Annotated in this window: 12 protein-coding genes, 1 tRNA gene, 1 rRNA gene and 1 pseudogene; 12 read left to right on the plus strand and 3 right to left on the minus strand. The window is 58.2% G+C overall.

The window, feature by feature from the left end:
• The first annotated feature begins 279 nt into the window (after positions 1–279).
• The 3 genes from F4X57_01865 to F4X57_01875 all read left to right on the plus strand — a co-directional run bounded on the left by F4X57_01865 (position 280) and on the right by F4X57_01875 (position 3207).
• Positions 280–1778: ribosomal RNA gene (locus tag F4X57_01865) — 16S ribosomal RNA — on the plus strand.
• 391 nt (positions 1779–2169) lie between these two features.
• Positions 2170–2245, plus strand: a tRNA-Ala gene (locus F4X57_01870).
• A 209-nt stretch (positions 2246–2454) separates the two neighbouring features.
• Positions 2455–3207, plus strand: coding sequence for a helix-turn-helix domain-containing protein (locus F4X57_01875; GenBank protein MYC05921.1), 753 nt, complete (start codon positions 2455–2457; stop codon positions 3205–3207).
• Between the two features lie 136 nt (positions 3208–3343).
• Here F4X57_01875 and F4X57_01880 read toward each other — a convergent pair whose 3' ends face one another.
• Positions 3344–4357, minus strand: coding sequence for an inositol monophosphatase (locus F4X57_01880; protein MYC05922.1), 1014 nt, complete (start codon positions 4355–4357; stop codon positions 3344–3346).
• Between the two features lie 144 nt (positions 4358–4501).
• Here F4X57_01880 and F4X57_01885 point away from each other — a divergent pair, with 144 nt between their 5' ends.
• The 9 genes and pseudogenes from F4X57_01885 (at position 4502) to F4X57_01925 (ending at position 11526) form a co-directional block, all read left to right on the plus strand.
• Positions 4502–4756 (plus strand): addiction module toxin, HicA family, encoded by a 255-nt coding sequence (locus F4X57_01885; protein MYC05923.1) that lies wholly within the window; start codon positions 4502–4504, stop codon positions 4754–4756.
• Positions 4756–5073: a type II toxin-antitoxin system HicB family antitoxin gene (locus F4X57_01890; protein MYC05924.1), complete on the plus strand. Its 318-nt coding sequence runs from the start codon at positions 4756–4758 to the stop codon at positions 5071–5073. The genes F4X57_01885 and F4X57_01890 overlap by 1 nt, the downstream gene beginning before the upstream one ends.
• Before the next feature lie 151 nt (positions 5074–5224).
• A complete protein-coding gene (locus F4X57_01895; protein ID MYC05925.1) occupies positions 5225–6076 on the plus strand; it encodes an SMP-30/gluconolactonase/LRE family protein in 852 nt (283 codons plus the stop codon).
• Positions 6077–6092: 16 nt separating this feature from the next.
• Positions 6093–6947 (plus strand): alpha/beta hydrolase, encoded by an 855-nt coding sequence (locus tag F4X57_01900; protein ID MYC05926.1) that lies wholly within the window; start codon positions 6093–6095, stop codon positions 6945–6947.
• Between the two features lie 46 nt (positions 6948–6993).
• Positions 6994–7297, plus strand: a pseudogene (locus tag F4X57_01905) (type II toxin-antitoxin system RelE/ParE family toxin).
• A 13-nt stretch (positions 7298–7310) separates the two neighbouring features.
• Entirely contained in the window at positions 7311–7586 is a 276-nt protein-coding gene (locus tag F4X57_01910) for a putative addiction module antidote protein (protein ID MYC05927.1), read from the plus strand.
• A gap of 135 nt (positions 7587–7721) precedes the next feature.
• Positions 7722–8492, plus strand: coding sequence for a signal peptide peptidase SppA (gene sppA / locus F4X57_01915; GenBank protein ID MYC05928.1), 771 nt, complete (start codon positions 7722–7724; stop codon positions 8490–8492).
• Positions 8493–8710: 218 nt separating this feature from the next.
• Positions 8711–10225, plus strand: a complete 1515-nt coding sequence (locus tag F4X57_01920) for an MFS transporter (GenBank protein MYC05929.1) — start codon at positions 8711–8713, stop codon at positions 10223–10225.
• A gap of 299 nt (positions 10226–10524) precedes the next feature.
• Positions 10525–11526, plus strand: coding sequence for a phosphotransacetylase family protein (locus tag F4X57_01925; protein MYC05930.1), 1002 nt, complete (start codon positions 10525–10527; stop codon positions 11524–11526).
• A 162-nt stretch (positions 11527–11688) separates the two neighbouring features.
• Here F4X57_01925 and F4X57_01930 read toward each other — a convergent pair whose 3' ends face one another.
• Positions 11689–12435 carry a 2-dehydro-3-deoxyglucarate aldolase gene (locus F4X57_01930; protein ID MYC05931.1) on the minus strand — a complete coding sequence of 249 codons (747 nt, stop codon included), beginning with the start codon at positions 12433–12435 and terminating at the stop codon, positions 11689–11691.
• Positions 12436–12656: 221 nt separating this feature from the next.
• The gene (locus F4X57_01935; protein MYC05932.1) at positions 12657–14753 is read right to left on the minus strand and encodes an ABC transporter ATP-binding protein; all 2097 of its coding nucleotides are present in this window, start codon (positions 14751–14753) and stop codon (positions 12657–12659) included.
• Between the last annotated feature and the right edge of the window lie 106 nt (positions 14754–14859).

Consider the following 14859-nt stretch of genomic DNA (forward strand, 5'->3'; position numbering starts at 1 on the left):
GGACAACCTTGGACTTGTGGAAAGTGGCGTCAGGGTCGTAGTCCGCGCTGTGTCGAAGCGATTGCATATCGACGAACACTTTGGCGAACTCTTGGATTTCATATGATGTGCGGGCCTGATGGCACAGCAACCGCGGCGCAATGAGCGGGTGGATTTCGGGAAAAGTCCAAAAACGGGTTAACAAATCGTTGACAAGGGATAGATGCTAGTGTAATCTATCTTTTACCGCAATCGCGGAAGCACCTTAACAACTGGATAGTGGAAGTGAACACACAAACGTTTAGAGTTTGATCCTGGCTCAGGACGAACGCTGGCGGTGCGCTTAATGCATGCAAGTCGAACGGGCAATGGGGCTTCGGCCCCGGCGCTAGTGGCAGACGGCTGAGTAACACGTAAGTGATCTGCCCCGGAGAGGGGGATAATCCGGAGAAATCCGGCCTAATACCCCGTACGTTCATATGGTTACGGCTGTATGAAGAAAGGTTTCGACCGCTCTGGGAGGAGCTTGCGGCCTATCAGGTAGTTGGCGGGGTAATGGCCCACCAAGCCTAAGACGGGTAACCGATGTGAGAGCATGATCGGTCAGAGGGGGACTGAGACACGGCCCCCACTCCTACGGGAGGCAGCAGCAGGGAATCTTGCGCAATGGGCGAAAGCCTGACGCAGCGACACCGCGTGGGGGAAGAAGGCTTTAGGGTTGTAAACCCCTTTTCTGTGGGAAGAGATAGGACGGTACCACAGGAATAAGCATCGGCTAACTACGTGCCAGCAGCCGCGGTAATACGTAGGATGCAAGCGTTGTCCGGATTTACTGGGCGTAAAGGGTGTGTAGGCGGCATGTTAAGTCTCATGTGAAATCTCCCGGCTCAACTGGGAGCGGTCATGGGAAACTGGCAAGCTCGAGGGCAGCAGAGGAAAGCGGAATTCCGGGAGTAGTGGTGGAATGCGTAGATACCCGGAGGAACACCAGAGGCGAAGGCGGCTTTCTGGGCTGTACCTGACGCTGAGACACGAAAGCGTGGGGAGCAAACCGGATTAGATACCCGGGTAGTCCACGCCCTAAACGATGGATACTAGATATAGGGGGTATCGACCCCTCCTGTGTCGGAGCTAACGCGATAAGTATCCCGCCTGGGGAGTACGGCCGCAAGGCTAAAACTCAAAGGAATTGACGGGTCCCCGCACAAGCGGCGGAGCGTGTGGTTTAATTCGATGATAAGCGAAGAACCTTACCTGGGCTTGACATGCATTTGCCAGCCCGTGAAAGCGGGTCTTCTTTCGAGACAAGTGCACAGATGTTGCATGGCTGTCGTCAGCTCGTGCCGTGAGGTGTTGGGTTAAGTCCCGCAACGAGCGCAACCCTCGTCGTTAGTTACTATGTCTAGCGAGACTGCTCCTAAAAGGGGAGAGGAAGGTGGGGACGAGGTCAAGTCGGCACGGCTCTTACGCCCAGGGCTACACACACGCTACAATGGTCAGAACAGAGGGTCGCGATGGCGCGAGCCGGAGCTAATCCCACAAATCTGGCCCCAGTTGGAATTGCAGGCTGAAACTCGCCTGCATGAACGCGGAGTCGCTAGTAATCGCAGGTCAGCACACTGCGGTGAATACGTTCCCGGGGATTGTACACACCGCCCGTCAAGTCATGGAAGTCGGTAACACTTGAAGTCGCTGGGCTAACCGCAAGGAGGCAGGCGCCGAGGGTGGGACTGGTGACTGGGACTAAGTCGTAACAAGGTAGCTGTACCGGAAGGTGCGGCTGGATCACCTCCTTTCTAGGGAGATTCCTACCTGTGGCATACGCCGCACGGACGGAAAATCCTAGGTCGGTCAGTAGGCGAGATGCCAAAGGCAGAGAGTAGAGCCGGACCTCAGCAATGAGGGGAGTTCCTCGAAACCCGTAATACCTCCCTGAGACAACCTACTGTACAACCATTTGCAAAAACACAAACTTTGCTAAACTACTGTTCGTTTCCACTATCCAGCGGTTAAGGCGCTCTTGCGAGAGCGCGTTCTAGGGCCGGTTGAAGTCAAAGACCAGCCCTATTATTTTGCCCGTTATTAGTCATCAGTTTTCAGCCGTCAGTCATCAGCGCGTTCCTTAGCGCAACTCCACACTGCCCGCTTATTACTGAATACTTATAACTGTCCACTGACAACTCCTAGCGTGGGGCTGTAGCTCATCCGGGAGAGCGCCTGCTTTGCAAGCAGGAGGTAAGGGGTTCAAGTCCCCTCAGCTCCACCACACTTCACTAAGTCGAGAACTTTCACCCTGTGCGTCAAGTTGGACGTGTAGCATTGCAAGCAGGGTGCCCCAATGACTTCGCGTGCTGGGGATTCCCAACGAAATCATCCTGAATCAACAGATATGCAATGTTCTACATATCTGTTGACTAATGCATCAACCCCTGCTAGCCTTACATAGAATCAGACATTCGGGGATGGGTGAACAGAATGGCGCCAGCGAGACTAGGGAAGTACCAATTCAGACCTGACAGTATTGTCAGGTTGCGCAAGCGTATGAACTTGACACAGACAAAGATGGCTGAACTCATTGGAGTGCCTGCTAACACGCTCTCCCGCTGGGAAACCGGCGCTACAACACCGGATGCGGACTCCCTAGCCGCGATCTATTCCATTGCCATGGACAATGATATTACTCCGAGTTTCTTCCAAAGGAGAAAGCCTGTGCACACATCCAACAAGAATAGGGACAGGCTCGTAGTCATGTGGGACTTTCAGAACTACTCTGCATCAGCCCTTCAGGTCCCTCACATTGATTCCTCAATACGCTGGGAGATCAGACGCCCGCTCAAGAGAGCTTCCTTCCAACTCTTCAAGGCTTTCGCGAGCCCAAATCAACCCGATGCGACGAATGGACTTATCGAACTCGGCTGGCGTGTCTTTGAGGACGATCACGACTTGGATGGGGAGATCGTTGAACAGGCAAAGAGCGACTGCGGCCAAGATCCAAGCCACACTACGCTGGCGCTGATTTCAAACGACGGGGACTACGTCGAACTGATACAGGATCTGTCAGAACTTGGAGTTGATGTGTATTTGTTCACATCGCTATCCGGTTACAACCAAAGACTTGTGGCTGCCGTCGGCAAGAAGCGTTGGAAAAGACTGCCATCTTCTTGGGCTTATACATTAATGGGCCGAGCGAGCTCGGTGAGCAATCCCGGAGGCACTGTTCGACGCTAGGACAAGATATTCCAGTACGGCGGGCAACGGGATTTGTGAAATCGTCTTCATCCATCATTTCCTTCCCGTCGCTTCCCTACCGCAGGACGCCGCCCCCACATCTACTTGCAATTGGCACACTGGGAGAAGCGCCGCCCTACTTACGCCCTCGGGATAGGCGACGCCTGATTTGGCGCTTGATGTCTGTCTTGCCGCGGAGGTTGGCGGCTACATAGCGCGCTATGCTTGGGCTGCCTAGCAGGAGTGGCGCTCGCCATTCTCGGAGTTCTTTCATTGTGGTTGTTCCGCTTGTCCACGATGGCGCGAACGATTCCAGCGGCTGCCAGCTCAGGGCGATAGGCAGTCTGCCCAGCAGCTTTCGGCGTCCGCCTTGCAGCACAATGCCGCCGGCTTCCATCACCAGCAGCGAACCGCCCGCCGCGTCCCACAGGAACGGCGCGGTGGTTATCGTGTACTGCGTTACGCCCTTAGCCACCATCGCAAGCTCGTATGCGATGCTGCCGGTCATTCGCAGCTCGCCCACCTTACCGCGCAACTGCTTGCGCACATCGAACAGCGCACCAAAGCCGCCGGGCAGCGTAACAAGCCTGTTGCCGTCCGGAGCATCCGCCGTCAACGCGGGCACGCGTGTGCCGTCGATGCGCGTGCCGCCGCCCTTGCGCGCGTGCATCACGATGCTGCCGACATCGCTGGGCCAGGGCATGAACACCGCCGCCGCGATGGGCGCACCACGGTACAGCACGCCGATGGAACTGGCGTATATCGGCAAGCCGGACAGGAAGTTACGCGTGCCGTCCAGCGGGTCCAGCACCCAGACGAAATCGGGCGCGGGCTGACTGTCCGCTCTTTCGCGCGCGTTGGCGTCGTCTTCTTCGCCCAAAATGCCGTGATCGGGGAAGCGCTTGGCAATCTCGTTTTGCAGGTATCGCTGGCACTCGTAGTCGGCGTTGGTTACGGGGTCGCTCTTCTTGTCGTCCTTGTACTCCACATTCAGCGCGCGCTCGAAGTGCCAGCGCAGAATCTCCCCCGCCTCGCGCGCGATCTTGACCGCGTGGTTCTCAATGTCACGCAGCGCGCCGTAGTCGTCCGGCGAACCGCTATTACGCCCGCCGCCCACGACCGATTTCAAGCCTCTGAATATGTTTCGCATGAGAAAAGCCTTGCGTTCTCGCTATACTTGCTTGCCCGTTAGACACATTTGCTACGCCGAATTATACTGCATATCCTGTTCATTCAGTTCATCCATGATACGCTAAGTTGTCTGAACAATATCATTTCATGATATGATTGACGCATGAGGAGAAGGCATCGCAGAACGCTGGAAGCGATTTCCCGACACCCTACCCAGTCGGGAATTCGATGGGATGATATAGAGTCACTGCTTCTTGCATGTGGCGCGGACATAGAAGAACGCGCCGGGTCAAGAATAGGAATTGAGCTGAACGGCGTTCGGGCGCATGCTCATCGTCCGCATCCTCGCCCGGAGGCTACAAGGGGCGCAGTAGAGGCGATGAGAAGATTCCTGAGAGAGGCAGGCATAGAACCGTGATGAAATACAAAGGCTACCAAGCCATTTTCAAATATGACGATGAGGCAAAGCTTTTTCACGGAGAGGTTATCGATACGCGCGATGTGATTTTCTTCGAGGGGACTTCAGTAGAGGATTTGAACAAGGAATTCCGATTTTCGATAGACGACTATCTCGCCATGTGCGCCGAAAGGGGACAAGAGCCGGACAAGCCCTTTTCAGGACGAATCCCTCTCAGGATTAGCCCGGAGGTTCACAGGGCGGCGAATGCCGTTGCGAAGTCTGAAGGCAAGAGCCTCAACGCTTGGCTGGCAGAGACGATTGAGCGGTCGGTTTGACGCCCGCCACAAGTTCACAAATCCCGCCTGTATCCTATATTATCGTCCTATCCATCCTGTACACATCCTGTTAGCCCAACCAATTCAAGGAGTTGCCACCGTGCCAGCACAACGAGAAGGTTTCGAGATATATGATGACCGCTTCGCTGCGATGATTCCGGATAACGCGGAGTTGGTCAAGCACTTCACCGGGATGGAGTGGGCGGAAGGTCCCGTCTATTTCGCGGAGGGGGACTATTTGCTTTGGAGCGACATTCCGAACGACCGCATGCTGCGATATTCGGACGCGGACGGCGTTTCGGTCTTTCGGCAGCCGGCGGGCTTTACGAATGGGCACTACCGCGACCTCGAAGGGCGGTTAGTGAGCTGCGAGCATGGCAATCGCCGCGTCAGCCGTACCGAGCACGACGGCGCGGTTGTTACGCTCGCCGACAACTACGAGGGCAATAGGCTCAATTCGCCGAACGACCTGGTGGTCAAGTCGGATGGCACTATCTGGTTCACCGATCCGCCGTACGGCATCCTCAGCGACCGCGAAGGGCACAAATCGGACAGCGAACTCACCGGCTGCTTCGTGTTCCGCCTCGAGCCGGACACGGGCGCGCTTGAGGTCGTGGTGGATTCGATGGACAGGCCCAACGGCATCGCTTTCTCGCCGGACGAGAGCATACTGTATGTCGCGGACACCGGCGAGCCTGGAAACATCATGGCGTTCGATGTGGAAGACGGCAGGCAGCTGACGAATGGTCGCGAGTTTGCGGTCGTCAGCCCGGGCAAGTCGGACGGATTCCGATGCGACACGGACGGCAACATCTTCACGAGCGCGGCGGACGGCATCCATGTGTACAGCCCCGACGCCGAGTTGCTGGGCAAGATTCTGGTGCCCGAAGACCGCAACGCCAACTGCTGCTTCGGCGGACCTGACAAGAACCGCCTATACATCTGCGCCGACAAGTCGCTGTACTCAATCGTGCTAAACGCAAAGGGCGCGCAGACGCCGTAGGCATCGACGAACATGGATGGACAAGATAAAGAGGCTAAATAAAGCGGCCCGAGTTTGGGTGTTGTCTGCGGCTTTGGTTCTTGTTGCGGCAGCAGTAGCGAGGGAAAGTTACTTGTTCGACAGATGGCTGGCGTTCTTCCCAACGAAGGAGATAACGAATACTCCTGACGACCTGGGTATGCACTTCGAGGAGGTGTATTTCTCCGCAGCCGACGGCACACAGCTGCACGGCTGGTTCATCCCCGGCAGAGGCGACGATACTCTCGTCTGGTTTCACGGCAACGCGGGCAATATCAGCAACCGCGTGTACAACATGATGCTCCTCTACCAGCACGTCGGCGCGAATGTGTTCATATTCGACTACCGGGGATACGGTCTCAGCGATGGCAAGCCGTCCGAAAAGGGCGTGTACAGCGACGGAGAGGGTGCGCTGGAGTACCTGCGCTCACGGGATGATATAGACCATGACAGGCTGGTACTCTTCGGGCGCTCGCTGGGCGGCTGCGTGGTCGCGGAGCTGGCAATGCGCCATCGCGTCAAGGCAGTCATACTCGAGTCTTCATTCACATCGGTAGATGCCATGGCGCGCTATAATCGACCGGCGATTACATTCTTCGTCCCGTCTCGCCTGCTTGTTAAGAGCAGGTTCGACTCCATCAAAAAGATGCCGCGCATACACAGTCCGGTGATGATTGTACATGGTGATAAGGATGTCACCGTTCCGATTCGCATGGGTAGGGAGCTGTTTAACGCAGCGAATGAGCCAAAGCTATTCTACGAGATAAAGGGCGCGACCCACGACGACACGCACAGAGTGGGCGGTGAAGCTTACTTCAAGGCTCTGAGGGATTTCATAGACAACCCGCCGTAGCCCTGCCCTCCACTACTTGGCATAGTGTCTCTTATATGCGACAATGATGAACATGAACGTCGTCTATACCGAAGTCTTCGAGTCTTGGATAAAAGGACTACGAGACCAACACACCAAATTTACCATTCTCTCCTGTATCGAGCGCATCGAAGACGGCCGAATATGGCAAATCGGGCGACCATAGATCCGTCGGGCGCGGTGTGAGCGAACTTCGCGTCGATGTAGGTCAAGGATACAGGGTATATTACACTGTTCGCCAACGCACTGTGGCGATTCTGCTCTGCGGCGGCGATAAATCCAGCCAACGGCGCGACATAAGACGCGCGCAGCGTATGGTAACTGAAATCTAGGAGAAAACGCGCTATGCAACTCAGAGAATTCGATATAGTCGATTTCCTCGACAGCGACGAAGCCCTTGTCGAGTATTTGAATGTCGCGCTGGAAATGAGCGATCCCAAGTATTTCACAAAGGCGCTCGGCAATGTCGCCCGCGCGAAGGGTATGTCTTCCATCTCGGAAAACACAGGCTTGGGAAGGCAATCTCTGTATCGCGCGCTGTCCGACGAAGGCAACCCGCGCATCGACACGCTGTTCAAAGTGCTTGAGTCGTTGGACATTCGGCTCGCCGTCACCCGATAGCGTGGGGCTTGCAATACAGACGGCATGGTAGCACTCCGTTTCTTCACTGAAAACTTGCTACAATGAAAGCCCAAGTTACCCGACAAATCAATTGAACGGAGCACCACCTTGCTTGTACTCAGAGCCACCCGAAAAATGCGAAACAGAATCGCCGTAGTAGAACTCTTCGGCAGTATCGGCGGGCAGATTAAGTCGCCGACTTATGAGCAGATTTTCGCCACTATCGCGCAGGACGACAATATCCGCGCGCTTGTGCTGGACATCGATTCGCCCGGCGGCGGCGTGTCCGCGTCCGATTATCTTTATCGCAGCGTGCTGAAGGTCGCGGAGAAGAAGCCGGTCGTCGCGAGCATCCGAGGGCTTGGCGCGTCCGGCGCGTACTATATCAGTTGCGCCGCGCACAAGATTATCGCCAGCCACGCCGCTATCGTCGGCTCTATCGGCGTCATCTCGGTGCGTCCGGCGCTTCAAGAACTTATGCAGCGCATGGGCGTGGGCGTGAATGTGAACAAGAGCGCGGAGCATAAAGACATCGGCGCGTTCTGGCGAGACGCCACGCCCGAAGAGGAAGCGAAGATGCAGGCGCTGATTGACGATTCGTACAGCACTTTCGTCGGCATCGTGGCGAAGGCGCGCAATATGAGCGAAGACGATGTGCGCCGCATCGCCACGGGCGAGGTGTATTGGGCGCCGCGAGCGAAGGAAGTCGGGCTTGTCGATGAACTGGGCGACCTCGACCGCGCGCTGGACATCGCGGCGGAGATTTCGGGCGCGCCGCGCAAGCCGGTCTATTTCCGCCCGCGCCGCAGCCTGCGCCAACTGCTGCTGAACCCGGCGGCTGAGGCGCTTACGGAGTCGATTGGGAATGAGGTCGAGCGAAGGCTGTGGGCAGGGTGGCTGCGATAAGGTCATCTCGCGTCATTCCCCCATCCCAACCTTCCCCCAGGGGATGTCCATCATCCTGTGCATCCCGTACATCGATGTTAATTCCCTGTGAAAATTGCGCTAATTAACCCTGTGCAATGTTCTGAACCTTTGCTAGAATCTTATTCACCTGATTTGCATAGCGTCAGGCTCAAGCAGTAGCTGAAACTTTTACCGGATGAGGTGTAAAGAAAACACAAGTGAATGAGAACGGGTCTGGCGCGTTTCGCAAACCTGAAAGCTACTCATTAGTTACTGACCTTACTCCTAACCCCACCAGTGCCGACGGCGCAGAGCCGACGGTCAAGAGCCTCGTTTCAACTGATGTTCCCGCTCCCGATGTGAGCATTGCGCCCACGCCGGAGCAGCAGGACGTCGCCACCGCGCATCCGGTAGGCGAGATTCTCGTCGCGCCTGCCGATCCGGACGCGGAGCGTGTTCTGCCACGTCGCCGGCTGCGTCCGCACATCCGCAAGCCGCGCGTTCCCCGCGTGCGCCCGATGCGGGTGCATACCTTCGATTCGCTGCTGCACCGCGACTACCGCTTCCTATGGGCGTCCACGTTGTTCTTCAGCGGCGCGTTCTGGATGCAGCAGGTCATCATCGGCTGGCTGACATACGAACTCACGCAATCGGCGCTGCTTACGAGCCTCGCGATGGGCTTGGACGCGCTGCCCATCCTGATAGCAGGACCGCTCGGCGGCTTGCTGGTGGACAGGTGGGACAAGCGCAAACTGCTGGCGGGCGTGTTCGCGTATCAGTCGCTGCTCGCGCTGGGATTCGGCGGGCTGGTGCTGCTCGGCGATGTGAACGCTTGGCATGTGTTCGGCTTCATATTCCTGATGGGCATCGGCTGGGTGATAGTCGATCCGGCGCGAATGGCGCTGATACCTTCGATTGTGCCGCGCCACAACCTGGTGAACGCATTCGCGCTGAACTCGCTGGCGTTCAGCATCACGCGGCTCGCGATACCCGCAGTCGGCGGCGCGCTGCTCGCATTCGCAGGCGCGGGTTTGGCGTTGATGCTGCAAGGCGTGCTGGTCGCGACCGCGGCGGCGCTTGCGCTGGGACTCAACGCATTCGCGCCGGAGAGCAAGTCTAGCCTAAACCCACGTGCCGCGTTCGCGCAGATACTCGAGGGCGTGCGCTACATCCGCGAGACGCCGGTCGTACTCGGTCTGCTGCTGCTCGGCTTTTTGCCCGCCGTCTTGGTATCACCGTTCTTGCACGGGCTGATTCCGGTGTACGCGGCGGAGGTGTACGCCGTCGGACCCGCGACACTCGGCTTGCTGATGTCGTCTGTCGGCGCGGGCTTTTTGACCGGCACACTGGTGCTCGCGTCACTGGGCGACGTGCAGCGCAAGGGCTTGATGATAATCGGCTGCATCGCGCTGATATGCGCGTCAATGGCGGCATTCGCGCTCAACTCGTCAATCACCTTGGCGTATCCGATAATCGCGATCGGCAGCATGGGCACGATGGGCTTTTTCTCGATAACGAGCGCAACAATGCAGAGCATATTGCCGGATGGGATACGCGGCAGGGTGTCGGGCATATACATAATGACATTCGGCGCGATGCCGCTGGGCAACTTGACGGCGGGCATTATCTCCGAGAACATGGGCGCGCCCACCGCCACGCTGATAGCCTGCGGCATGGTCGTCGTCGTAGCCGCCGCGCTAATGACGCTGTTCCCGTCGTTACGCCGGCTGTAAGAAATACCGACCTGAAATACTGACTGGATATACGGGATGAACGGGATGGGTTGATAGCGCTTTATCCTGAATGTATGGTCTTTCGATTATTCTGTCATTTCGAGCGGAGCGAGAAATCTAAACGCGCTGACTACGGACAGGTTTGTTTCCACACAGCGATTTTAGACCCTTCACTTCGTTCAGCGTGACAACCGAAAGGCACTTATCCTAAATGTCCTGTCCATCCATGTCAGTTTCAATTTTGGTATAATTGCGGCGGCAAGGCACAAACAGTTTGTAGCAGTTCACGGGAGCGGTGAATGAGCATCCTATATGTCGTATCGGACCGGCCAAACGCGGGCAAGACGGCGCTGAGCATGGGCTTGGCGACGCTGTTGAAGGCACAGGACAAGTCAGTCGCGGTCATAAAGCCTTTCGCGGACGGCGAGGGCGACACGGACGCCGCGCAGTACGCAGACTTGCTTGGCGCGAATACACAGGGCTGGCCAATTGCCACCGCTTCGAACGCAGCCGACTCCATGAGCGATGCGACATCGGCGATAAGCGCGCTGTCAGCCGCGAACGACATCGTGCTGGTGGAAGGCGCGAACGACTTGGATGGTAATCTGGCTCGAACTCTGTGCGACGATGTGGATGCGAAGGTGCTGGTGATAGCGCGATACGACACATCGCTGTCGCACGGCGCGGTACTGTCAGCGGGCATACCGTTTGGCGGGCGAGTCGCGGGCTACATCATCAACGGCGTAACGCAGTACATGGGCAGCGATGCGCGCGACAACCTAGCGCCGCAGATAATGGCGCAGGCGTCGTCTCGCGGCGCACGAATGCTCGGGCTGATACCGGAAGACCGCTGCCTGCTCGGAGTGAGCGTCAGCCAGATTGCGGCGCATCTCAGCGGCGAGTTCATCAGCGAGGAAGTGGAAGACGACGCATTGGTGGAGTATCTGATGGTTGGCGGAATGAGCCTCGACCCGGGCGAATACTACTACGGCATCCACGACAAGCGCGCCGCCATAGTTCGCGGCGACAGGCCCGACTTGCAGATGTCCGCATTGACGGCGCCCGGCTACACCGCTTGCCTAGTTGCGACTGGCGGCATCACGCCGATCGAGTATGTACGATACGAAGCCGAGCAGGAAGAAACGCCAATAATCCTAGTGCAGACAGACACCCTGGACACCATGGCGCGCTTGGACAGCCTGATAGACAGCAGCAATTTCAGCCACCCCGACAAGCTAAAGCGCTGCACGCAGCTATTGGACGAGCATGTTGATGTAGAGGCGCTGGCGCATGTGCTGTAAGCCACATTGTCGAACGCGCTGTCGGGCGTAGCGCGCCCCCATGCCCCAATAGCGCATCGCGCGAGTTCGACAATTCCCTTACCCTATCAAGGGAAGGTTAGGATGGGTGTGAAGAATCTCCACCACTCCCCTACCCCAGCTGCTTTGCATCAGCGGCGCCGGTCACTTCGCCACATCGTCCAAGAACGCACCGGCGGCGGATGATAGCAGCGTCGTCAGGTGGGTGTAGAGGTAGGTCACATCCTGCGACAGGTAGCGGCGCGTGGCGGTTGCGTTGCCTGCGGAGCCGGACACCTTGCCTGCTGCGGCTATCGTGGCGAATACGCTGTCCATGGCGTTGCGCACTACGGGCGTGTCGGGCTGACCGGGGTATCCCAGCGATTGCGACAAGTCCGACGGTCCGACGAAGAACACATCCACGCCTTCGACCTGCACAATCTCGTCCACGTTCCGCACCGCTTCGCCCTCTTCCAGCTGCACGCAGACCAGCGTCTCGCGGTTGGACTGCTCGGCGTATTCGGACATTGACATGCCGTAGCCGTATGAAGCGGCGCGCACTCCGGCGGCGAGTCCCCTATCGCCTAGCGGGTGATACTTGACCGCCTCGACCGCGCGGCAGGCGTCTGCGGCGGTGTTAACATGTGGCACTTGCACGCCCATCACCCCGCGATCCATCAGCTGCCCTATCGCCTCGAACGAGTTCACCGGCGGTCTCGCGATAGGCGTGATGCCGGCGGTCTCCGCTGCCATCACCATCAGCTCCACGCTTTCCAGCGAGATGGAGCCATGCTCGCAATCGATAAGCACCCAGTCGAAGCCGAGTCTGCCCACGATGTCCACGACATGCGGACTGGGAAACATCACCGATACGCCGAACGCGGGCTGTCCGGCAAGCAGCTTGCTCTTCATTAGATTGGCGTTCATGGGGTATGTCCTCACACCTAGATTAAGACGATGTCACAAATGCGATTTATAACTGTCATTTCGAGCGAAAGCGAGAAATCTAAAGTCCGAAAATAGGCTTATATACAACGATTTCAGATTCCTCACTGCGTTTGGAATGACATTATAAGCGTATCTGGGCGAATGTCCACAGAACCCGGTATGGGGAAATTACATCCTTATGCCTATCAGTCCGCGGCGCTGGTATTGACCGCGCTGTCTGATAGTTGCAGGCGTTCTAGGTCGGCGATGGGGATGTGGCAGTTTATGGTGTGGGTTGCGCCGCCGGGACCCCGCTGCTCGGGCGGCGGCTCATTGTCGCAGATGTCGCCAATCTTGCGCGGGCACCTACCGGCGAAGAAGCAGCCCTTGAACGCGGAGCGCAGCGTTGGCACCGAACCTTCAAGGCGTATGTGCGTCGGCTCGGCGTCCGGGTCCGGCACCGGCGCGGCGGATAGCAACGCCTCCGTGTACGGGTGCGACGGCGCGGACAGCACCGAATCCGAGGGACCGTATTCCGCGACATGACCTGCGTACAGCACGAGGATATCGTCCGACACATAGCGCACCACACCAAGGTCGTGCGTGATGAAAACATACGAATTGCCGGTCTCGCGCTGGTGCTGCTCAAGCAGATTAAGCACTTGCGCCTGCACCGACACGTCGAGCGCGGACACGGCTTCGTCCGCGACAACAAGGTCCGGGTTGGCGGCGAATGCGCTTGCCAAGGCGACTCGCTGCTGCTGGCCGCCGCTCAACTCGGATGGACGTCTGTCGAGATACAGCGGGTCTAGCCCTACGGCGTCCATCAACTCCTCGGCGCGCTCTTGGCTTTCTGCGCTGCTGACGCCCGCGAACTTGCGGAGCGCGCGCGTAATCGCGTGCTTTATCGGCAGCTTCGGGTTGAGCGATGCCGTCGGGTTTTGGAAGACCATGCGCATAGACGACCGCTGCTCTTCGGTGCGGTCGCCGACATCGCCTTCGAGCGCCTCGCCGCGCAGTTCGAGCTTGCCTCTGTCTCGCGCTTCCAAGCCGACGATGGCGCGCGCGGCGGTGCTCTTGCCGGAGCCACTCTCGCCCACAATGCCGAGCGTGCGACCGCCATCGACCCGCATATCAATATCGACCAGCGCGCGCACGGGCGGGCGCACGGGCGGACCGAACAGGATGTACTTCTTGCGACCGCCGCCGTAGAACTTGCGCAAGTCTTCCGCGTTCAGCACAAGGAACGCGCTGTCAGACGCGGGCTTTGTCAGGCGTTCTCTAAGCTCGCCCCATAGGTCGTCCGCGACATCGACATGATGGTGGCAGCGCGCGACATGCCCTTCGGACACCTGCGCGATGGGCGGCGGTGTTTCGTTGCACAGGTCGGTCGCCATCGGGCAGCGTGGTGCGAACAGGCAGCCGTCCGCCTGCGTGTTCTGCGCGTCGAACACCGTGCCGGGTATGCTGCGGAGCTGCCGCTCTACCCCATCGTCGTCGGGCATCTGTGGGCAGCAGGACAGCAAACCGACCGTGTACGGATGGCGCGGATTCTTGAACAGGTCGCGGACGGGCGCTTCTTCCACAATCTCGCCGGCATACATCACGGCGACCCTGTCCGCCACGCGCGCGATTACACCGAGATTATGGCTCACGAACAGAATGCCCGCGTTCACCCTATCCTTCAGCTCGACAATAAGGTCTAGGATGGTCGCCTCTGTGGTTACATCCAAGCCCGTCGTAGGCTCGTCCATAATCAGCAGGTGCGGGTCGCACGCGAGCGCCATCGCGATGACCACGCGCTGCTGCTGCCCGCCGCTCAACTCGTGCGGATAGCGCCTGCCGATACGCTCCGGGTCTGCGAGTCCCACGCTGGCGAACAGTTCGACGGAGCGCGCCTGCGCTTCCTGCCCGTCCAAGTCCAGGTGATGCCGCAGCACTTCGACTATCTGCGGCCCAATGCGCATCGACGGATTGAGCGAAGTCAGCGGGTCCTGATAGACCATGGCGATGCGGTTGCCGCGCAGTTCGCGCAGTTCGGCATCGCTGAACTCCGTGATAGACTGCCCTTCAAAGCTGATTGCCCCGGACACTTGCGCCGTGCCGGGCAGGTAGCTCATCATCGCGAAAGCGACGGTGGACTTGCCGCAGCCGGATTCGCCGACAAGCCCCAGAACTTCGCCGCGCGCGATTTCCAGCGATGCGCTGCGCACGGCGCGGAACGAACCGCGCGGCGTCTGGAAGGTAACCGCAAGATCTTCGATCTGCATCAGCGGCGCTTCGGCGGTGGCGGCATGGTTCATTGAGCTACTCTCCTAGACGATTTCACAAGTCCCCTCCCCCGTGATGGGGGAGGGTTAGGGTGGGGGTGGAAATCTTCAGGACGCCTGTAATTCGACGATTTCTGGA

It is taken from the genome of Chloroflexota bacterium (assembly GCA_009840355.1).
Lineage (GTDB): Bacteria > Chloroflexota > Dehalococcoidia > Lucifugimonadales > JADFKI01 > Bin90.

What these genes read in the sequence shown, in the direction of transcription:
- F4X57_01875 (MYC05921.1), top strand. Translation starts at nt 2,455, where the DNA reads ATGGCGCCAGCGAGACTAGGGAAGTACCAATTCAGACCTGACAGTATT.
- F4X57_01880 (MYC05922.1), bottom strand. Translation starts at nt 4,357, where the DNA reads ATGCGAAACATATTCAGAGGCTTGAAATCGGTCGTGGGCGGCGGGCGT.
- F4X57_01885 (MYC05923.1), top strand. Translation starts at nt 4,502, where the DNA reads ATGAGGAGAAGGCATCGCAGAACGCTGGAAGCGATTTCCCGACACCCT.
- F4X57_01890 (MYC05924.1), top strand. Translation starts at nt 4,756, where the DNA reads ATGAAATACAAAGGCTACCAAGCCATTTTCAAATATGACGATGAGGCA.
- F4X57_01895 (MYC05925.1), top strand. Translation starts at nt 5,225, where the DNA reads ATGATTCCGGATAACGCGGAGTTGGTCAAGCACTTCACCGGGATGGAG.
- F4X57_01900 (MYC05926.1), top strand. Translation starts at nt 6,093, where the DNA reads ATGGACAAGATAAAGAGGCTAAATAAAGCGGCCCGAGTTTGGGTGTTG.
- F4X57_01910 (MYC05927.1), top strand. Translation starts at nt 7,311, where the DNA reads ATGCAACTCAGAGAATTCGATATAGTCGATTTCCTCGACAGCGACGAA.
- sppA (MYC05928.1), top strand. Translation starts at nt 7,722, where the DNA reads ATGCGAAACAGAATCGCCGTAGTAGAACTCTTCGGCAGTATCGGCGGG.
- F4X57_01925 (MYC05930.1), top strand. Translation starts at nt 10,525, where the DNA reads ATGAGCATCCTATATGTCGTATCGGACCGGCCAAACGCGGGCAAGACG.
- F4X57_01930 (MYC05931.1), bottom strand. Translation starts at nt 12,435, where the DNA reads ATGAAGAGCAAGCTGCTTGCCGGACAGCCCGCGTTCGGCGTATCGGTG.
- F4X57_01935 (MYC05932.1), bottom strand. Translation starts at nt 14,753, where the DNA reads ATGAACCATGCCGCCACCGCCGAAGCGCCGCTGATGCAGATCGAAGAT.